The 20274-nt window shown below is 35.9% G+C and carries 17 protein-coding genes and 2 riboswitches; of the genes, 3 read left to right on the top strand and 14 right to left on the bottom strand.

Annotated features, from left to right (window positions below; all coding sequences use genetic code 11):
- Positions 1-36: 36 nt before the first annotated feature.
- The 14 genes from LC095_RS08030 to LC095_RS07965 form a co-directional block, all read right to left on the bottom strand.
- Entirely contained in the window at positions 37-687 is a 651-nt protein-coding gene (locus tag LC095_RS08030; protein ID WP_226527687.1) for an urea amidolyase associated protein UAAP2, read from the bottom strand.
- Positions 688-766: 79 nt separating this feature from the next.
- Complete coding sequence (locus tag LC095_RS08025) at positions 767-1510, bottom strand: urea amidolyase associated protein UAAP1 (RefSeq protein ID WP_226527686.1); 744 nt, start codon at positions 1508-1510, stop codon at positions 767-769.
- A 58-nt stretch (positions 1511-1568) separates the two neighbouring features.
- A riboswitch (guanidine-I (ykkC/yxkD leader) is annotated at positions 1569-1699 on the bottom strand.
- An 88-nt stretch (positions 1700-1787) separates the two neighbouring features.
- The gene (locus tag LC095_RS08020; RefSeq protein ID WP_226527685.1) at positions 1788-3158 is read right to left on the bottom strand and encodes an APC family permease; all 1371 of its coding nucleotides are present in this window, start codon (positions 3156-3158) and stop codon (positions 1788-1790) included.
- A 141-nt stretch (positions 3159-3299) separates the two neighbouring features.
- Positions 3300-3412: riboswitch (guanidine-I (ykkC/yxkD leader) on the bottom strand.
- 271 nt (positions 3413-3683) lie between these two features.
- Positions 3684-4319, bottom strand: coding sequence for an FMN-dependent NADH-azoreductase (locus LC095_RS08015; RefSeq protein ID WP_226527684.1), 636 nt, complete (start codon positions 4317-4319; stop codon positions 3684-3686).
- A 70-nt stretch (positions 4320-4389) separates the two neighbouring features.
- Positions 4390-4932, bottom strand: a complete 543-nt coding sequence (locus LC095_RS08010; RefSeq protein ID WP_226527683.1) for a CBO0543 family protein — start codon at positions 4930-4932, stop codon at positions 4390-4392.
- Between the two features lie 117 nt (positions 4933-5049).
- Positions 5050-5199 (bottom strand): hypothetical protein, encoded by a 150-nt coding sequence (locus LC095_RS08005; RefSeq protein ID WP_226527682.1) that lies wholly within the window; start codon positions 5197-5199, stop codon positions 5050-5052.
- Between the two features lie 435 nt (positions 5200-5634).
- Entirely contained in the window at positions 5635-8397 is a 2763-nt protein-coding gene (gene ppc / locus LC095_RS08000; protein WP_226527681.1) for a phosphoenolpyruvate carboxylase, read from the bottom strand.
- A 276-nt stretch (positions 8398-8673) separates the two neighbouring features.
- Entirely contained in the window at positions 8674-10872 is a 2199-nt protein-coding gene (locus tag LC095_RS07995) for a sensor histidine kinase (RefSeq protein ID WP_226527680.1), read from the bottom strand.
- On the bottom strand, positions 10850-11542 hold the full coding sequence (locus LC095_RS07990; protein WP_078434765.1) for a response regulator transcription factor: 693 nt from the start codon (positions 11540-11542) through the stop codon (positions 10850-10852). Before LC095_RS07990 ends, LC095_RS07995 begins: the two co-directional genes overlap by 23 nt.
- A 256-nt stretch (positions 11543-11798) precedes the next feature.
- A complete protein-coding gene (locus LC095_RS07985; RefSeq protein ID WP_226527679.1) occupies positions 11799-12620 on the bottom strand; it encodes a carbohydrate ABC transporter permease in 822 nt (273 codons plus the stop codon).
- Positions 12617-13564 (bottom strand): carbohydrate ABC transporter permease, encoded by a 948-nt coding sequence (locus tag LC095_RS07980; protein ID WP_226527678.1) that lies wholly within the window; start codon positions 13562-13564, stop codon positions 12617-12619. The genes LC095_RS07985 and LC095_RS07980 overlap by 4 nt, the downstream gene beginning before the upstream one ends.
- Before the next feature lie 53 nt (positions 13565-13617).
- Entirely contained in the window at positions 13618-14919 is a 1302-nt protein-coding gene (locus LC095_RS07975; protein ID WP_226527677.1) for an extracellular solute-binding protein, read from the bottom strand.
- 31 nt (positions 14920-14950) lie between these two features.
- Positions 14951-15715, bottom strand: a complete 765-nt coding sequence (locus LC095_RS07970) for a sugar phosphate isomerase/epimerase family protein (RefSeq protein WP_226527676.1) — start codon at positions 15713-15715, stop codon at positions 14951-14953.
- 109 nt (positions 15716-15824) lie between these two features.
- Positions 15825-16850, bottom strand: coding sequence for a LacI family DNA-binding transcriptional regulator (locus tag LC095_RS07965; protein ID WP_226527675.1), 1026 nt, complete (start codon positions 16848-16850; stop codon positions 15825-15827).
- A gap of 365 nt (positions 16851-17215) precedes the next feature.
- Here LC095_RS07965 and LC095_RS07960 point away from each other — a divergent pair, with 365 nt between their 5' ends.
- The 3 genes from LC095_RS07960 to LC095_RS07950 all read left to right on the top strand — a co-directional run bounded on the left by LC095_RS07960 (position 17216) and on the right by LC095_RS07950 (position 20254).
- The gene (locus tag LC095_RS07960) at positions 17216-18247 is read left to right on the top strand and encodes a LacI family DNA-binding transcriptional regulator (RefSeq protein ID WP_226527674.1); all 1032 of its coding nucleotides are present in this window, start codon (positions 17216-17218) and stop codon (positions 18245-18247) included.
- 79 nt (positions 18248-18326) lie between these two features.
- Positions 18327-19490 (top strand): Gfo/Idh/MocA family protein, encoded by a 1164-nt coding sequence (locus LC095_RS07955; protein WP_226527673.1) that lies wholly within the window; start codon positions 18327-18329, stop codon positions 19488-19490.
- A gap of 35 nt (positions 19491-19525) precedes the next feature.
- Complete coding sequence (locus tag LC095_RS07950; protein ID WP_226527672.1) at positions 19526-20254, top strand: ThuA domain-containing protein; 729 nt, start codon at positions 19526-19528, stop codon at positions 20252-20254.
- Positions 20255-20274 lie beyond the last annotated feature (20 nt).

Below are 20274 nucleotides of genomic sequence, written 5' to 3'. Positions count from 1 at the left end.
ATTTGTCTTTCATGACTCTTACAAACGCAATTCCCTCTACTTATCCCAAATCAACACTCGTATTGGTGTTGGATTATAAGCGTTACATGGATTATTCAACTGTGGACAGTTACTAATTAACGCAATTGTTTTCACAATCGATTGGACTTCCACATATCGTCCTGGAGCTGAAACACCGTCAGCAAATGTAAGGCCGCCCTCTGGTGTAACAGGTACATTCATAAAGAAATTAATATTTGGTGCTAAGTCACGCTTTGTAAATTGTTCATCATATTGTGCCAGTTGTAACATGAATGTGTCGCAACAGTTATGCATTGGCAAGGTATCATGTGAATAACGCACTGTATTACTCTGAGCCGAACAGGCACCACCTAACGTATCATGTCGACCACATGTATCAGCCACAATTGTTAATAGCTCTTTATTTGATTCAGACCGTAAAACAGTACCAGTGGATAGGTATATATTTTGCTGTCCTGTAATCGTTGCAACAGCACTATAGTGATCTTCAGGATCTTCTGCATGATAAAAGAGTGTATCTGCCGCTTGGTTTCCTTCTAAATCTATGATTCTTAAAACCTGACCAGGTTGTAATTCATGCATCCACCCATCTCCTGCCGGAATCACATGATCATAGATTGCTTCTTCTACTTTTCTTGGGCTTTCTGTATAGTTTAAAATTGCCATAATGTCTTCCTCCTTTTAATATCTTCCGAGTTAATCGAATAAAAAATTCCGTGCCCATTTATATCCTTCTAGAAGTCTATTATTTCGACATCACTGTTTTTAATGATTCACCTATCAATGCGTAGTATTCCCAAGTATTTTCAAATGCTCTTCTGTTTTCCGGACGGTGGTTTACACAAACATCATCTTCTTCTACTGGATTAGCCTCAAGGACTTCAATCTTAATTGGAACAGAAGAATATTGACTACTTTGGTCCAAAGGGTTTGGTGTATTTGAAAAAACAAATAATGTGTCCATTTCGGTTCTTAGTGTTACAGTTGCTCCTTCCTTGCAATGGTCTTCCACAAAGTGCATATTCCCATTTTCATCGCAATAAACTTTTGAAAATAAATTCAAGACAGGTACAATATCACGTACTCCCAGCCCATTTCTAACAAGCTCAACAGAAAAATTTTCTTCACCACTTCTTAGCCAATTATTTCGTAATTCCTGGTAAGTCGTCATACCATACTTTTCGTCCGTTTGCTTTCGTGTTGTATAACCAGATATGCTATCATGCCAACCTAAACTATCCTCAACAATACTTGCTAAAACTCTTCCGTTATCACTCATAAGAACATGGCCTTTTGTTAAATGTGAGGTTTGCTGCGCTTTCAATGTATCTGGCATATTATATCGTTCAGTTAAGTTTTGACCGGTGTACATGAGAGTTGATACATTTGCTCTGTCACCTAGTGCGGTAAAACAAACTAATTTCCCCTTTCCTATTGTTCCTGACCATTTTCCACCAGCAGGGATTGTTTTACTGAAAATACTATTCATATGAAGTTTCCTCCTTAATTTTTGAGTATAAAAAAAGATAAAAGCCCGGGAGATCAATGTCTCCCAGGCTTTTATCCTTCCGTGTATATAACTATATGTTCATATAGCCATACGCTTTCTCTCGGTCCAGACCACTTGGTTGAATGAAGGGAGATTCACAACAAGAACGGAACCCTAGAAAGCTTTTTTCTTCTCATTTGAGAAGCTTTATTTAGTTATTCTGTACATTCAGTATAGTTTGCCATGTTAGAATTTCAAACTAGCATGTCATATTTTCTTACATACTTTTTTCAGTTAATCGATTTCGGATTGCTACCTTATCTTCCACCAAGTCACTTACAGACTTTTTAAGTACAACTGTTCGAATTCCCAAATAAACAAATCCTAACACTATCCATCCAATGCCTATGAAGAGTGTTTGTTTTTCAAGTAATGTTAACAACCATCCAATAAAACAAGCGCCAACTAGTGGAAATAGCAAATATAAAAAAGTATCTTTTATTGATCTCTGCTTTTGACGAACATAGTAATGTGCAATGACAGAAATATTTACAAACGTAAATGCCGTTAAAGCACCAAAGCTTACAAATGTGACAGCTGTATCTAAATCAATCGCAATTGAGAAAAACGAAATAATCGTAACAAACACGATATTTAAGACAGGAGTTTTAAATTTTGGATGAATATATCCAAATACTTTGTTTGGTAAAATTGATTCCCGCCCTAAAGCAAATAAGAATCTTGTTACACTCGTTACAGATGAAACACCTTGAGTAAAAGTTGCAACAATTAATACTGTTGTAAAGATCGCACTTAGTAAATTGCCTCCCACCATATGAATCAATTCAGCTGAAGCGGTGTCCACATTAACAAACGTGAAGTCAGGATAAGCGATCTCAGTTAAATATGCAATCGCAAGATATAATACAGCAGCAATACAAACAATTAAAAAGATAGCTCTCGGGATCGTTTTTCGGGGATTGACTGTTTCTTCTGCCATTGTTGTCACAGCATCAAATCCTAGAAAACAAAAGCATATTAGAGCTGCCCCAGAGAAGATTGTTCCGATTGAAAAATCACTGGAAATGAAAGGTTGCATCGAGAATAACGCCATGCCATCTCCACCAGTGAGAATATCCTTCGTAACAAATACACAAAAGAACACAATAAAGATAACTTGAAAAATAACAGAGAATCCACTTACTCTTGCAACAGATTTAATTCCTATAATATTTACAAATGCTAAAATTAAGTTTAATACTATGATCCATACATACACGGGGATACTTGGAAACTGGGCATTTAAAAATAGTCCAAAGGTCAAGCAAGCAATAATTGGAGAAACAATATAATCTAATAGCAGGGCCCATCCTACTAAAAATCCCATCTTTTGATTAACTGCTTTTTTTGTATATGTGTACGCTGATCCTGAAATTGGATAAGCCTTTACCATTCTGCTATAGCTATACGCAGTAAAGAAAATAGCTATGAATGCTACAACATAGGCAGCAGCAAGCATACCTCCGGCTGCTTCAAAGGCTACCCCATAAACTGTGAAAAAGATCATTGGTGTCATCCATGCAAGCCCTAAAAAAACTACACCAAATGTATTGAGCGATTTTTTTAATTCCGGAGCCTCTGTATTCATTAAATCCTCTCCTTTATATTGAATATTCTGAAATTAATACACAAAAACTGATGTGTGGAAACTGTCTTCAATTGCAAGCTATTTTGAGTTATAAAGGATACTATTACTTTTTGAGGAATAGATAAAAGCCTGGGAGAGGTCATCTCCCAGGCTTTTGTCCTTCCGTGTATATAAAAAACAAAATTGCTTTTTATACGCTCCCTCTCGGACCAGACATAGGTCATATGACCAACGGAACCCTAGGCAGCTTTTTCGTTCAAAAAATAAATCTCGAACCTTTATACAGTTAATTGATTGGCTTGTTAACATGTAGTATAGAGGGGAAAAAGATATCTCGCAATTACTATGTAACAAATTCTTACACAGTTTCTTTCTACTATTTAAAGGTAATGTTAGACTGAAAAACTGGGTTTAGCATATTGCCAAAACCCTAGTTGTTCTTATCTATTCTCCATAAAACTTCCTTCTAATCGTACAAAAAGAGTGCTATTATATGCACTCCTTTGCAATACTTCCATATGTTTTTTAAAAAGTCTTCGCCAGATCCTTTGCTCGTGCAATTCCATTAGCTTTAATCTCTTCCGCTTTATCAGGCATTGCGTTGTGGCCTTCAATAAATAACCCTTCAAACGACGGTACTCCGAAGAAATTCATAATCACATTTAAATAGCGATGTCCCATTTCAACTTCTGCAGCTGGTCCCTCAGAGTAAATACCGCCTCTTGCTTGGATATGCAGTGCTTTTTTATCCGTCAACAAGCCGATAGGTCCTTCTGCCGTATATTTAAATGATTTTCCTGCTACAGCAACTGAATCAATATAAGCTTTCATAACGGGAGGAAAGGAGAAATTCCAGAACGGAGTAACAAATACATATTTGTCACCGGAAATGAACTGTTCACTTAGTTCATTAAGTCTGCTTACCTTTGTTTTTTCTTCTTCTGATAACTCGTCAAACCCTTTTCCTGTTTGTAATTTCCCCCAACCACTAAACACGTCCACATCAATATGTGGAATATGCTCTTTATATAAATCGATATGGACGATTTCATCGTTAGGGTTAGCTTCTTTGTAAGAATCAATAAAAGCTTTTCCTGCTGCCATACTAAAAGAAACCTTGTCATCATGAGGATGTGCTGTAATATACAAAACTTTTGTCATTTTCATCTTACCTTTCTTTTATTAAGTCATTATAGTTTGATACAAAACGGTAAATTTATTTAATGAAAAACTAAAAAGATTTCCTTCGACTGAACCAGTAACCAAGTAAATACAATGTAGTTAATATGAAAAATGAGTATATAAGTTGCCAATCAATTTTTTTATAAAGATTAATACTTTCTAAAAATGGTAAACCAATAAAAGCTCCGAAACCACCATATAAAACTGCCTTAATAAACGGATTTATTTGCGGCTTAAATTGTAACAACAGCATAAAAATTACTGGCAATAGAGATAGTCTAAAAGAAAAGCTTATTGTAGCTATTGGTATTACTTTAACAGGATAAGCCCAATTTCCAAGACCGACTCCTATTGCATCAAGAATTTCTGATATAACCATGACAAGTAGCCCTGCAGAAAATAAACGAGCAGAATTTTCACGATCACGGAATATTGCCCAAATAGCCCACGGAACTATTAACATAGCTAGGGCAATCCACCATTGCCATGTGAATAAAAAGGTATTCATAACTGCTTCTATTGTCAACTGGGTTGCATCGCTGATTTTTTGAGTAGCTTTATCTATTTGATCGAGACCCTCTTGATATGTCACATTGCTCCACCTTCTTATGTCATCATTTGTTTTATTTTACACAGAAGGTATTTGAACTATACTCTGAGAAGAAAATAAAAAAGGACTCGCTATACTATGCGAATCCTTTTTAAAAAATTAATCATTTATATCTATAGTGTATGGGTTACCTGCTAAATTTTTTCTCATTTCATCTGTGATCTCAAACACTTGATTTTCTGTTAATTCATTCGTTGAAATACCTTCTGTTGAACTACTTCCATCATAATGAAGTGGTTTTTGATCCATGATTATGCCCCCAACTAGTTATATTCTTCCTATTAATAGCCTTTACATTTATCTTACATATTATTCAAGATATTCTTGATTTGGCTTATGATAATATAGGTTAAATCTGCACATAGTTTGGTAGATTTTATTACAAACTCATGTTTTTTCTTATTCGAAGAACTTATACTGAACAAAAGCGCAAGCTCCTTGATCAGAATCGGTCAAATAAGGCGACTTGAACTAGATGGCTTTCTTGGTCTTTAATTCCAATTTGGCTAGAACCTTGAGGCAGTTACATACGCGACAGCTGCAACTGCACTTCCACGTCCTATGCGATCTAAGGCTAGGTGTTGGAGCTGGACACCCACACTGAATACAAAATTTATACTTTCTTAACCTGTAAATAAAAATAGACTACCGATTACTCGGCAGTCCATTCTTATCATTGTAATATCAGCCTGTATTACGTAATCCTGCTGCAATACCGCTTATTGTTAAAAGTACTTCTGTTAATAACTCTTCATTAGGCTCTTCCTGTTGACGAAGCTGCTTAATAAGTTCTACTTGTAAGAAGTTTAACGGATCGACATACGGGTTTCTACGATGTACAGATTCTTTAATATTTGGTGTATGATCTAACAGCTCTTTATCATCTGTAATTTGAAGAAGAATTGTTTTTGTTTTTTCATACTCTTCCAAGATGTTTCCAAAGATACGATCTGCAATTTCTTGATCATTCACTAAAGATGTATATTCTTTAGCTGTTGTAATATCTGCCTTCATAAGTGCCATCTGCAGATTGTCAATTGTGGAACGGAAGAATGTCCACTCATTGTACATACGTTTTAATAGTTGTAAGTTTTCCTCACTTTTTGAAGCAAAGCTTTCTAAACCAGTCCCTGCAGCATACCAAGCTGGTAATAGCTGACGGCTTTGTGTCCATGCAAATACCCAAGGAATTGCACGTAAATCTTCAAAACGATTGCGATTTTTACGTTTCATAGGACGGGAGCCGATATTTAGTTCAGCCAACTCATTTAATGGAGTTGCTTCTGTAAAATATGTTAAGAAATCAGGATCTTGGAAAACTAGTGATTGGTACTTTTTCAAAGAAACATTTGAGATCTCTTCCATTGCATTTTCCCATGCTAGTTCACGTAAATGCTGTTGCTCTGATTCTTTTGAAAGGTTAACCGATGCTTCAATTAAGGTAGAAGTTGCTTGCTCTAAACTACGATAAGCAATATCCTCTACTAAATACCGAGATGATAACACTTCTCCTTGCTCGGTAATTTTAACTCCATCTCCTAATGTTTCAGCAGGCTGTGATAATATACTGCGGTTTAGTGGACCGCCGCCACGACCTAATGAACCACCGCGACCATGGAAAAATTTCAATCCTATTTGGTAACTTTTCGCCATATCATGAATTTCAAGCTGAGCTTTGTACAATTTCCAGTTCGCTGTAAGTGTTCCACCATCTTTACTACCATCAGAATAACCTAGCATAATTTCCTGTGAATCACCGTGGATTTTCAAATGATTACGGTATACATCCATTTTAAATAATGTCTCCATAATCTTTGGACCCGCGATTAAATCATCAACTGTTTCAAGAAGCGGAGCAACATTTAGATGACTTTCCACTGATCCGTCTGCATGTAAACGATAGATACCGGCTTCCTTTGCAAGAACCAACACTTCTAAAAGGTCACTTGCTGCTTGTGTCATACTTACGAGATACACAAGAATGGATTTCTTGCCAAATGTTTCATGTGCTTTCTTGATCATTGTAAAGACTTTAAGCATTTCCTGTGTTTCTTTAGAATAGTCTTCATTTAAAAGTAAGACAGGACGCGGATCTTTCAAAACACTTTCTAATACATTTAATTTTTCTTCTTCACTAAGTGCTGCGTAATCTTCGGTTACTTTTACTTTTCGCAGGATTTCTGTAATCGCCGCCTCATGTTCACCACTGTGATTACGAATATCAAGTGTTGCTAAATGGAAACCAAATAGCTGAACTTGGCGAATAAATTTCTTAAGCATTTTTAATTCTCGTGTTGCAGGTTGATGTGCATCAACACTTCTCTGAATTAAATATAGATCCTCTAAAAGTTCCTCTGAAGCTTTATATCCAATGTCAGATTTCCCAACTGCTTCAAGTCTCGCTATTATGATTGCAATTTTACGACGATAAACTTCTTGTTCTACAGACCATCTTTTTTCAGCTGGTAAATATAGTATTTCTTCTTTTTCAACATTTGAAAGAAGCTCTTCACTAATCTCAACACGTGTAGAAGAATGGCTGAAGCGTTTCATTGCTTCAATTAGTGAATCTCTATATTTCTTAAGTACTAGCTCCCGATGGCTTTCTAACGTCTCCCATGAAACCTCAGCTGTTACATTCGGGTTTCCATCTCTATCTCCACCAATCCAAGAACCAAAACGCAGAAAATTCGGTACATTCCATGCATGACCAGGGAATTGCTCAGTAAGTCCTTCTTCTAGATCTTGATGAATATCTGGCAACACATCAAAAAATGTTTGGTCAAAATAATATAAACCATTACGTACTTCATCCATAACAGTTGGCTTACGATGACGCAGTTCATCTGTTTGCCATAGAATTGTCACTTCATTTAACAAACTGTCTTCCAATTTTTTACGTTCTTTCTTTGTTAACATTGTATTGTCAAGGTCTTTCAAAATTTTGCCGATTCGCTTTTGAATCTCAATAACTGAACGTTTAGTTGCTTCAGTCGGATGCGCAGTTATGATCAGCTCAAGTGATAACGTGTTCAAGACGTTTTGAATTGTTTCCTCATCAATTTCATTTTCTTTTAATGAAAGAAGTGCACTTTCAATTGATACGGGTTGAACAACATGATCATCTTGGAGCTGATATTCGCGACGACGACGAATGCGGTGATTTGACTCTGCGGCATTAATTAGATGGAAATAAATTGAAAAGGCACGAATGATTTGTTTACGCATTGGTGGATCTAAATTCACGATTTCTTCTTTCAATTCATTATATATTTGCCTATCAAAGTTATTTCGTAGAGACTTCGCCATCATTCTAAATTTTTCAACTTTATCTAGTAGCTCCGTTCCTCCATGATGAACGATAATTTCACCTAGAATATGTCCTAGTGATTTTACATCACGACGTAACGGAAGACTGCTATCATTTGCTTCTATTCTTGTTGTCATTTTGTCACCTTCCCTAAGATTTTATTATTCTATTAAATATTATGATAATTCTATCATATCATTATTCAGAGAAAATTTCATCTAAATTTCACGAAATTGATATCTATATACGATGAATCAGGCCACTTTCATCTAATTCATGTATACTTATCTCAAATTTTATGTAAAATTAACCTTTTATTACGATTTGTTAAAGGTTTTTGATGAAGTTTCCAGTTCCAAGATATGTAAAAAAACTCGAAAGGCAGTTCTTAAAGAAGAACTGCCTTTCATATATTATGAGTCCAACGCATCTAAAATAATCGTTACTTTAAATAAATCACCATCAACATCTATATCCAACTGTCCCTCATGCAAGTCAATGATTGATTTGGCTATAGCTAAACCGAGACCTGATCCTTCTGTATGTCGGGATTCATCTCCACGTTTAAATCGTTCAAATAATTCATTGACATCTTCACTAAGTTCATACTTTGATACATTTTTAAATGTTATGATAATTTGTTGATTTTCACGCTTAATTGCTAGATATGCTCTTGTATTTCCCAATGAATATTTCAGAATATTTCCTATTAAATTTTCAAAAACTCTCCACAGCTTTTGGCCATCTATATAAGCGAATAAAGGGTTATCAGGATTTGTTACGCGAAATTGCACAGTTGATGCTTGAATGGTTTCATTGTATTCAGCTAAAGCCTGTTGCAGCAGTTGAACAACATCTACCTTTGCCTTTGATAATTCAATATTTCCACTGGCCATTTTTGATGCTTCAAACAAATCATCAATAAGTATTTTTAGTCTTTTCGATTTACGATCAATAATCTCAATATAGGTCGAACGTTCATCATTTGTAAGCTCAGCATTCTTTAATAACTCGGAATACGTAATGATAGATGTTAAGGGGGTCCTTAGATCATGGCTTACATTAGTAATTAATTCTGTTTTTAACCGTTCACTCTTCACCTGTGCTTTTTGTGAGGTTTTCACACCATGTTTTAATTGATTAATATCTGAAGCAAGAGTAGCTAGTGACGTTTTTCCAACAACCTTCAAATCTGATTCAAATTTCCCTTTTGTTAAGGCAGATGCATGACGGGTTATCTCATTATAATATCCGAGCCTTCTTATCAAAACAATGGATACCGGCAATGCAACTACAACAAATGCAGGAAAGTAGATAATTAAAAATCTTGGCTCTACAACCACTACTGCAGCTCCAAGACCAAACATAAACACAATCGCCAGAACCAAAAACAATTGTGTTCCAACTCTGCGATTTGCAAAAGCATCTCGGATCATTTTTAATAATTGATAAGATATTGATCTCTTTCGTAATCCTTTATTTGACGGCAATTCTTTTATCAGAGGGAATAAATAAATCCATTGGACAATGGTTACTCCTAGAAAAAAGACCATCATAAAAAACCGGTAAAGAAGATCTCTAAATGAAAAATAGTTATAATAATGAGGAAACTCATCAATTAATAATAATGAAATGATGGCTGAGATTCCAAAAAGCCCTAACGCAACATCAATTGGTAGACGATCGTAATAATTCTTTACATGATGAGATTTTATTTTTTGGAAAATAGACATTTTCCGTGCCATAACCACACTCATTATGAGTGATATGATTGCCCCAATCGTATAAATCCAGAATACAATTCTATGGTCATTAAAATTGTGGTAAGATGCCATAATGGCATTTGCATTTGAAACATCTTTACGAAGTCCGATTTTCCCTTCATATAAAACATTTGTATGATCATCTGGCAGGACATCTTCATATCCATAAATAAGGGATTCTTCCCGAACACCTAGATAATTGACATTGTCCGTTGGATAAGAATTTACATATAACATTTTTTCTTTCGTGAAGGCCGATTTTATTGATTCAGATGGTAGATTTGTGTAGATCTCTCCGGTAGATGTGTTTTTTAAGTAATAAGCAAAAGCTTCATTATATACTTTGTAGTCTTTCCTATACCCTTCTAATTCTTTGTAATATTCATCTACTCTTTTTTCTTTTTCTTTTATGATTTTTTCTTCAACATATTCGTCACTCTCAAAGTTTTTGGTTATATCCTCAATCTTCGTGTCACGTTCTTTTATATAAACATTCGCTATATCCTCATTACCACTTGCTCTTGCCTCTTCAACTTTATATTGATACTGATCCTTTATACTTTGGATTTGATCTGTTAATTCACCATAGCGGTATCGGTATTCTTCAATTTCTTCATTAGAGACAGAAAGTTTCTTTTTCACATCTTCCTTAGGTTGATAGGAAAACTCATATGCTTGAAGATAACTAACTAACGCTCCAACTGACTCTTCATACTGAGAGGTCTTAAAGTAACTTGGCTTTAAATAATCATTATTATTTACTAATGCGGTTAACACTCCACTAAGCCCGTATGTAAACAAAACAAGCCATAGAAGCATTACCCCTCTATTTTTCCATTTTGTATCCAATGCCCCATACCACCTTTAAATATCTTGGATTTTTAGGGTCGATTTCAATTTTTTCGCGAATTTTTCGAATGTGGACAGCAACAGTATTTTCAGCATTATAGCAAGGCTCCTGCCACACACGTTCGTAAATTTCCGAAATGGAGAACACACGACCAGCGTTCAACATTAATAATTCTACAATCTTATATTCTATTGGAGTTAGTTTTACTGCATCTCCGTTCACTGCCACTTCCTTCGCTTCTTGATCGATCGTTAAACCATTTAGATCAATTGTTCGGTTTCTTCCTTCAAAATGACCCAGTTTTACATATCTTCTAAGTTGTGACTTAACTCGTGCAATTAGCTCTAACGGATTAAAGGGCTTGGTCACATAATCATCCGCACCAACCTGTAAACCGAGAATTTTATCTGTATCTTCACTTTTCGCACTCAAAATAATGATCGGAATGTTTTTTTGTTCACGAATTTTAAATGTTGCAGAAATTCCATCCATCCTTGGCATCATCACATCCAGAATGATTAAATGAACTTCATTTTCTTGCAATCGCTCTATTGCTTCTACACCATCACTAGCTAATAACACTGTCAAACCTTCATTTTTCAAATATATTTCAATTGCTTCTCTAATTTCTTTATCATCATCTACGACCAGCACAGTATAATTGTTCATGTATCTAACCTCCTTTCGAAAGTATACCATGTGTTAATTTGCTTCGGATGTTCTAAGTATAATCAGAAGTTCTTAATTTAAAGGTAGGGGAAATATGAAGATTTTCTTAAGAAAACAGCTCTCTTAAATGTGGTTGTTTTTTCAACACAAATTAATTAGTTTCCATACCGATTAATGATGCGAAAACTAATATTAGTTATTATATTTCAAACAAAAGAAGTGAGCCATAAAAGACTCACTTCTCTCATTTATCTTCTTATCCTTTAACAGCTCCACCAGCTAAACCTTTAACAACTTTCTCTTGAGAGAAAAGATAAACAACTAGAATAGGCAAGCTTGCTAGTGTTAAGGCAGCCATAAGACCGGGTATATTAACTGAGAACTCCCCTTTAAAGTCTTGCAAGCCTAATGGTAAGGTCATATTTTCTGGACTTGAAATTAATACCAGTGCAAAAACAAACTCATTCCACAGGTGGATAAAGTTATAGATCAGCACTGTCATTAATGCAGGTGTTAACATCGGCAGAATCACTCTCCAGAAGATTCCAAAATGATTACAGCCATCCATTTTTGCTGCTTCTTCCAATGATTTTGGAATCTCCTGCATAAACTGAGTCAAAATAAAAATGGAGATTGGCAGACTAAAAGCGATATATGGTCCCAATAAAGCCCAAACCGTATCAAAAACCCCCATGCTTTGTGTAAGTTTAAAAATCGGAATAAGAGTAGCATGTATAGGCAACATCATTCCTGATATAAACAGTAAGAATAATACTTTATTGAACTTAAATTTCATTCTACTTAAAGGATAACTCGCTAACGCTGCTACAAGCATTACAACAAAAACAGCTACAATAGAAACCAATATACTGTTTAAGAAATAACGGGTTAATCCCATTTCAAACACCGATTGAAAATTTTCCAGATTAAACGATGAAAATAGAGCAAATGGTTCTTCAAAGAATTGGCTACGTGATTTAAGTGAAGTTGAAATCATATAAATGAAAGGAAAGCCAGTGAAAACTAACAACATAATAGCAATAATATATAGAGGTACTTTTTTAAATCCCATCGTCATATTCCGTAGGCTCCTTTCTTTTTACGCAAATGATCCATCACCTGAATAATGATCGTAACGAATAAGGCTAAAAAGAACATAACAAAGGCAATCGCACTAGCATAACCCATATTGAAATTGATAAACGCCTGTTTAAACATATAAGTCCCTAATAGTTCAGTACCGTGGTTAGGACCTCCACCTGTCATGATATAGAAAATATCAAACGCTTTTAATGATCCTACAATTGCCAAAATAGAAGAACTTACAATCGTTGGCATGAGAAGTGGTAATGTAATTTTAAAAAACTTTTGAAATGGATTTGCCCCATCAATTTCAGCGGCTTCATATAATTCGTCAGAAATTCCTACAATGGCTGCTTTAAAAAGAATCATATAGAACGGAGAGAATTGCCAAACGATAACTAATAACACAGCAAATAATGCGGTATTTGTTTCACTGAGCCATGAAACATTTTCAAAGCCAAAAAGATTAATAATACTGTTAATAATCCCATTGATTGGATCGAACATTAAGACCCATAACAAACCGATTGCTACAGTTGACATTAGAAATGGAAAGAAATAAACACTACCAAAGAATTTAATTCCTTTAATTGGTGCAAATAGCATTAGAGCCATGACTAAACCTAAAGGAATTTGAGCAAATACCGAAGTTAATACGACCCATGTATTGTTTGTGAGAGCTCTCCAAAAAATTGCGTCTTTAAAAAGGTCTACATAATTTTGTAATCCAACAAATACTCCTACACCCATGCCGTCCCATTTATAAAAGCTGTACATTAAGGTTGATATAATCGGAAACAAAACATAAACAGTATAAATAATAATCGCAGGTGCAACAAAAGCTCCAATTGTTAGAGCACTCCTTAATTTTTTATACTTGGCAGCTGAATTCTGTCTAACCATCACTTGACGATCAGCAACTTTTACATGTGTATCCATTTCAGTCACTCCTTTTGTTACAACAAGAGGGGGAAATACCCCCTCCTACTGTATTACTCTAAAACCTCTTTCGCTTTCTCTTCCATTTTCTTCGCAGCCTCTTCAGGTGTCATATCTAGACCAAAGATCGCTTGAGTCGTATCTTTATGTAATTCCGCTAACTCAGGTGGAAGTGTTTGGTCATAAGGCATTTGTAAGTGAGTTGCTTGTTCCACCACATCGTAAAAACGTTTTGTAAATTCATCATTTGGAACAATGTCTTTAACACCTGTTAGTGCACCAGTTCGATCTGTATAATTTTGAGCCGTTTCAGCACTAGCTAGTTCATTAGCTAGTTCAGCAGCTAGGTCAGGGTTTTTACTGTTTTGTGCTACTGACCAAACAGGACCAGTATTTGCGCCTACATGTGTTTGATCTCCTTTACCACCAGGAACCGTTGGGTATAGGAAGAAATCTAGCTTTTCTTCAAATTCAGGTGCTTCTTGTCTTACGTTATTTACGAATGAGATTGTCATGTCCATCATTGCTGCCTGACCAGTATACAGTAACTGACGGCCTTGACCTTCATCATATGGAACACCATTAAATCCTGGGTTGAATGCATCTCTTTTTACTAGATCTTGAATATACTTTCCTGCCTCAACATATGCTGGGTCATCGAATCCTCTTCCTTCTCTATTCAAAGCACTTTCGAATAATTCAGGACCTGCAATTCTGCTTGCAAAATTCATAAAATGATAGGCACCTGGCCACTTTGTTTGATTAGCTAAAGCAATAGGAATAATGTCATTTTCTTTAAGCGTATCAATAACATTTAACCATTCATCATATGTTTTGGGTGCTTTTAATCCATATTTATCAAAAATCTCTTTGTTATAGAAAACAACATCCAATGATAAACCTAATGGCAAGCCATAAATTTTACCGTCATATGTCGCATTGTTAAGAGCAAGCTCATTGAAATGAGATTTATCCGTTGATTCTGTAATATCATATACTTTTCCTTGGTCAACAAAGTTCTTTAACCAGCCGCCGCCCCAACTATGGAATACATCTGGTGCCTTATTACCAGACATAGCGACAGATAGCTTTTGCTTATAGGCATCATTTGGAATTTGAAGCATTTTCACTTCAACATCTGGATGATTTTCCTCAAAACGTTTCACAGCCTCTTCATAAACAACTTCTCTTTCGCCTGGATCAATATGCCAGAATTCTAGTGTCGTTTTGCCACCATTTGACTCACTCTTTTCAGTTTCAGAGGTTGCTTGCTCTGTTGAACCACCCCCGTTAAGTCCACATGCAGCTAGTAGTAAAAGCGCTATAATTGTGAAAACAGATAATAGTTTCTTCATTCTTCCATCCCCTTTGTTTTCGTTATCAGCTTTAATTTGTTATCAATTGCTTATTTTTCAAATAATTCATGCTGATCTCAATGCTCTCTAACGGCGATCTTCTCGATCTGTCCTGTTCAACAACAAACCACTCTACATTTGATTGTTCCCCTTGATTTAGCACACCGTCTAGATTAACCCCACCAGTTCCTAATTCCGCAAAAAACATCTCCCCATCTGTTGTCATATCCTTTAGGTGAACAAGTGGTGTTCTTCCTTCATAACGTTTTAACCACTGAACTGGATCTTCACCAGCTTTTGTTAACCAATATACATCAAATTCTGCCTTCACCCATTCAGGATTGGTTTCATCTAATAGAAGTTCTAAAGGCTTTTTACCATTATCTAATTCAATTAATTCAAAATCATGATTATGATAAGAAAGAGTAATGCCTGATTCATGACATCTTCGGCCAATTTCATTTAGGATTGGAATTAGTTCATTGTAAGCCTCTTTTGTTCTTCTCTCAGCTGGTAGTACAGGACATGCAATATGTTGACTACCTATTATTTGCTGGTATTCTATGACCTGGTCTAATTCATTTTCAAGCATCGCAATTGGAACATGACTAGAGCTTGCTTTCAGTCTTAATCGATCAAGTTCATTTTTCAATTGACCTGCTGGTAGTCCTCCATATCCTGCAAACTCTACTCCTTGATATCCAAGTTTTGCTACCTTCTCTAGTGTTCCTACAAAATCTTTTTCAGTCTCTTCACGTAATGTGAATAACTGTAAGCTGAATTGAAAGTTCGCCATAAACAAATCATCCTTTCCATGGCTAAAAATATGTAATCGGTTACAAATTTCTTTCTATTTTCATAGAATATTTAGATATTCACCTCCTTTAACTGTAACCGATTACATTTTATGTGTTTAGTTTTTCATTTAGCACCTTTTCCTTCCCACCACATGATTCTCTAACAATTAATTCACATTCTAATACATATTGTGACTTCACTATCGGTTTTCCCTGCATTTGCAAGAGTAGTAAATTCATTGACTTTTGTCCCATTTCAAAAAGTGGTTGAGCTACAGTTGTTAACGCTGGATCAAATTTAGAAGAAAAGCCGATATTATCAAATCCCACTACAGCTAAATCTGTTGGGACACTATGTCCTAGCTCTTTTGCTGCCTTTATTGCCCCCATTGCCATATCATCGTTTGCTGCAAAAATAGCAGTTGGGGTTTTCTCGATTGCCATTATTTTTAACATTTGATTATAGCCAGATTCAAAAGTATAGTCTCCCTCTTGAACAAGCATATTACGAATCTCTATATTGTTTTGCATCAAAGCTTGCTTATAACCTTTATATCTACCTCTGGACATCGCAAACTTCAACGGACCCGTAATATGAGCAATTTCACGATGACCCAAACCAATAAGATGTTCAACAGCGTCACGACTACTACTAACATTATCGATTGATACAGAGGGTACCTTTAAACCTTCGATATAAGCTGTAGCTAAAACAAGCGGATATTCTTCACTTAATGCCTTTATATAGTCAGCATCCATTCGCTCTGATAACAGTATCATTCCGTCTGTTTGTTTTTGCTTTAATAATTCAACGAGACCATACTCGTTTTCTACATTTCTATTCGTATTCCCTAATAAAACTCGGTATCCATGCTTGGATGCTTCGTACTCAATTCCTTCAATAATACCCGAAAAAACTGTATTCATAATACTTGGTACTACTACGAGAATGATTTTAGTTTCATTTCTACGGAACTGGCGTGCTAGCATATTAGGTTGATAATTTAACTGTTCAATAACACTTAATACTTTCTTTCTTGTTGGTTCTCTTACAGTTTCAGGATTATGCAGCACCCTTGAAACAGTAGCAACTGAGACGTTTGCTAATTTAGCCACATCACGCATTTTCACCATATAACCATTCTCCCTGCGGATAACTTTTTCTCTTTGTACCATTTTTGTAACCGATTACATTTTTCAGTATAAGCACTTAATTTTTATCTTTCAACACCTAATTTCCAAATCAGGTAAAATGGCCCATTTTTTATCAAATACAAAAAGTAAACCTCTATACAAAGTACAGAGGCTCCTCAAGTTTTTCATATAGAAAGTATCAGGGGGGATACTGTCTTTTTCTACATACCCTAATTAACAAAAGATAAACCTAAAAACATTTATTTTTTTCTACATTCAAATAATTTCCTATTTTCATAGATTTCATATTGACATTTACTTCAAAACAAGAGAAAATGAACGCGTGTACATAATATGTTTAGGGGGTGAATACATTAGCTAATAGAAAAGATGTTGCCAGATTAGCAGGCGTTTCTGAAGCGACTGTTTCCCGGGTATTCAACAATGTATCGCCTCTGCGCGAAGAGACAAAACGTAAAGTACTTCAAGCTGCTAAAGAGCTTAATTATCATCCTAATGTCATTGCACAAAACTTTGCAAAAGGAAAAAGCCATAACATCGGTGTGATCGTTCCCTATTTACCAAAGGTGAATGTCATGTCCACTCATTATTTCTCAGAGATAGTCAGTGGTATTGGTGCAAAGCTTGGAGAATCTGGCTATGGCTTACTCTTACTTTTTCAACCTCCAGATGAGCGAAAAAATTATGTACAGCTTTTTCAATCACAACGTGTTGATGGATGCATTATTTTAGGTTCCAGCGATAATGCTGCTGAAATAGAAGCTATAGAAGAACTTCATCAATTACAATTACCTTATTGCCTTATTAACCAAACGTATTCCGGCTATTCCTTTCACACAATTGATGCAGATCATGTAGGTGGTAGTTTCCAAGCAACATCCTTTTTACTTGATAAAGGATTCCGACATGTTATTTTCATAAATGGACCTAAGGAATATTCAAATAGTCTTGACCGTTTCAAAGGTTATAAACAAGCTTTTGACAAAAGGAATGAGCGATTTTCTAAAGAATTTGTTTTCGAGGGTAATTATAGTAGAAAAAGCGGATATCAAGCCGCTAAAGAAATTTCAAAGTTACTACCTACATCTAAAGCAATCTTTTCTGCAAATGACCGAATGGCAATTGGACTTATGCAAGGCTTGGGTGAACTAGGACTTCAAGCAGGCACAGATTATGCAATCATTGGCTATGATGATTCTGAAATCGCAAGAATGACATCACCTCCACTTACAACTGTAAGGGTTCCACTATATGAAATGGGAAAACTGGCAGCTGAAAAAATATTGAATTTTATCTCAGGTAATGAATCTGAACAACAAATTCGACTACCAGTAACATTAATTGAACGCAAATCAACCTCACTTGACATGTACTAGTACCAGATGATTTCCGGCACTAGTACTGATCATAGATTTTAAAACCAATTCTATAAAACTTTTTAAAGGGGGATATGTTATGAACAATATTAAAGTTGGTATGATTGGCTATAAATTCATGGGGAAAGCTCATAGTCACGCATATCGTGACCTTCCACTTTTCTTCCCAAATACTGTTCATCCTGAAATGAAAGTAATTTGCGGACGTAATCCAGAGGGTGTGAAAGAAGCTGCCAAACAATTCGGCTGGGAGGAATACACAACTGAATGGAAGGAACTTATTCAACGTGATGATATCGATTTAATCGATATAAATGCACCGAGTGATGTACATAAGGAAATTACAATTGCCGCTGCAAAAGCAGGCAAGCATGTATTTTGCGAAAAACCGTTAGCGCTTACACTTGAAGATTCCATAGAAATGCTTGAGGTTGTTGAAGCTGCTGGTGTGAAACATATGGTAGGCTTCAACTATCGTTTCGCTCCTGCTGTTATGCTAGCAAAAAAATTAATTGATGAAGGCAAGTTAGGTGATATCTATCATTACCGTGCCTGGTTCTTACAAGATTGGTTAATTGATCCGAACTTCCCTCTTGCTTGGAGACTTCAAAAAGAAATCGCCGGCTCTGGTTCCCACGGCGATCTAGGAGCTCATTTAATCGACCTGGCACATTATTTGATAGGCGATATGACAGAAGTAATTGGTATGAGTGAAACGTTTATTAAGCAAAGACCTATTACAACAGGTACTTCCGGTTTATCGGCTGGAGGTAGTAACGAAAATGCTGAAAAAGGTGAAGTAACAGTTGATGATGCTACCTTATTCTTAACACGTTTCGCTAATGGGGCTTTAGGTAGCTTTGAAGCAACACGATATGCCGCAGGACATCGTTGTACGAATTCATTTGAAATCAACGGCAGTAAAGGAAGCGTTATCTTTGATTTTGAACGAATGAATGAGCTTCAAGTTTACTTCACAGATGATCGTGATGATGTTCAAGGATTCCGTCGAGTATTAGCAACAGACCCGGCTCACGCATTTGCAGAAAACTGGTGGCCACCAGGACACACAATTGGATATGAACACACATTTATTCATGAAGTAGTCGAATTAATGGAAGCGTTTAAAGAAGACCGTCAGCCTGTTCCTAACTTCCGTGATGGTGTGAAATGTCAACAGGTTTTAGAAGCTGTTGACCGCTCAATTGAAAAACGCCAATGGATTAAAGTGTCTGACGTTTAATATTTTTTACTTAACCTATTAAGGAGTGTTTAACTATGAAAAAAAATGCATTAATCGTTTGGGGCGGCTGGGACGGCCATGAACCGGAACAAATAAGTCAAATTTTTAAAGGAATTCTTGAAGAAGAAAATTTCAATGTAGAAGTATCTGATTCATTAGAATCTTACGCTGATACGGAAAAATTAAAATCTTTAGACCTTATTGTTCCGCACTGGACAATGGGAGAAATCGAGAAAAAATATGTACTAAATATTTCAGAAGCTGTCATGAACGGTGTTGGCTTAGCAGGATGTCATGGCGGAATGTGTGACTCATTCCGAAACAATGTAGACTGGCAATTTATGACCGGCGGTAACTGGGTTGCACACCCTGGAAATGATGGTGTGGAATACATGGTGAACATCAAGCATTCAACAAGTCCGCTTTTAGAAGGACTTTCTGATTTTAAAGTCGTAAGTGAACAATACTACTTACATTTCGATCCAGCTGTTGAAGTATTAGCCACAACACGTTTTCCAGTCGTTGACGGACCACATGCAGCAAATAAAGCAGTTGATATGCCTGTAGTCTGGACAAAACGTTGGGGACATGGAAATGTTTTTTATAATTCATTAGGTCATAAAGCAAACATCGTCTCAATGCCTGAAGTTTCACTTATGATGCGTCGCGGATTCTTATGGGCAGCAGAAGGTAAACAACGAGCTGAAAGTTTAGCTGTTGCAGCAAATGGCCGTTCTTACACAGGTATGGGTGATAGTCAGTAAATCTTATTAAAAATTTGGAG

The sequence above is a fragment of the Metabacillus niabensis genome (assembly GCF_020524345.1).
Taxonomy (GTDB): Bacteria; Bacillota; Bacilli; order Bacillales; family Bacillaceae; genus Metabacillus; species Metabacillus niabensis_B.
This window is presented reverse-complemented; position numbering and strand designations above follow the sequence as displayed.

Bases quoted from the DNA above. Each gene is read 5' to 3' on its own strand.
- LC095_RS07955 (WP_226527673.1), top strand. From the start codon at position 18,327: ATGAACAATATTAAAGTTGGTATGATTGGCTATAAATTCATGGGGAAA.
- LC095_RS07970 (WP_226527676.1), bottom strand. From the start codon at position 15,715: ATGGCGAACTTTCAATTCAGCTTACAGTTATTCACATTACGTGAAGAG.
- LC095_RS08015 (WP_226527684.1), bottom strand. From the start codon at position 4,319: ATGACAAAAGTTTTGTATATTACAGCACATCCTCATGATGACAAGGTT.
- LC095_RS07965 (WP_226527675.1), bottom strand. From the start codon at position 16,850: ATGGTGAAAATGCGTGATGTGGCTAAATTAGCAAACGTCTCAGTTGCT.
- LC095_RS08030 (WP_226527687.1), bottom strand. From the start codon at position 687: ATGGCAATTTTAAACTATACAGAAAGCCCAAGAAAAGTAGAAGAAGCA.
- LC095_RS08005 (WP_226527682.1), bottom strand. From the start codon at position 5,199: ATGGATCAAAAACCACTTCATTATGATGGAAGTAGTTCAACAGAAGGT.
- LC095_RS07990 (WP_078434765.1), bottom strand. From the start codon at position 11,542: ATGAACAATTATACTGTGCTGGTCGTAGATGATGATAAAGAAATTAGA.
- ppc (WP_226527681.1), bottom strand. From the start codon at position 8,397: ATGACAACAAGAATAGAAGCAAATGATAGCAGTCTTCCGTTACGTCGT.
- LC095_RS07980 (WP_226527678.1), bottom strand. From the start codon at position 13,564: ATGGATACACATGTAAAAGTTGCTGATCGTCAAGTGATGGTTAGACAG.
- LC095_RS08020 (WP_226527685.1), bottom strand. From the start codon at position 3,158: ATGAATACAGAGGCTCCGGAATTAAAAAAATCGCTCAATACATTTGGT.
- LC095_RS07975 (WP_226527677.1), bottom strand. From the start codon at position 14,919: ATGAAGAAACTATTATCTGTTTTCACAATTATAGCGCTTTTACTACTA.
- LC095_RS08025 (WP_226527686.1), bottom strand. From the start codon at position 1,510: ATGAATAGTATTTTCAGTAAAACAATCCCTGCTGGTGGAAAATGGTCA.
- LC095_RS07950 (WP_226527672.1), top strand. From the start codon at position 19,526: ATGAAAAAAAATGCATTAATCGTTTGGGGCGGCTGGGACGGCCATGAA.
- LC095_RS07985 (WP_226527679.1), bottom strand. From the start codon at position 12,620: ATGACGATGGGATTTAAAAAAGTACCTCTATATATTATTGCTATTATG.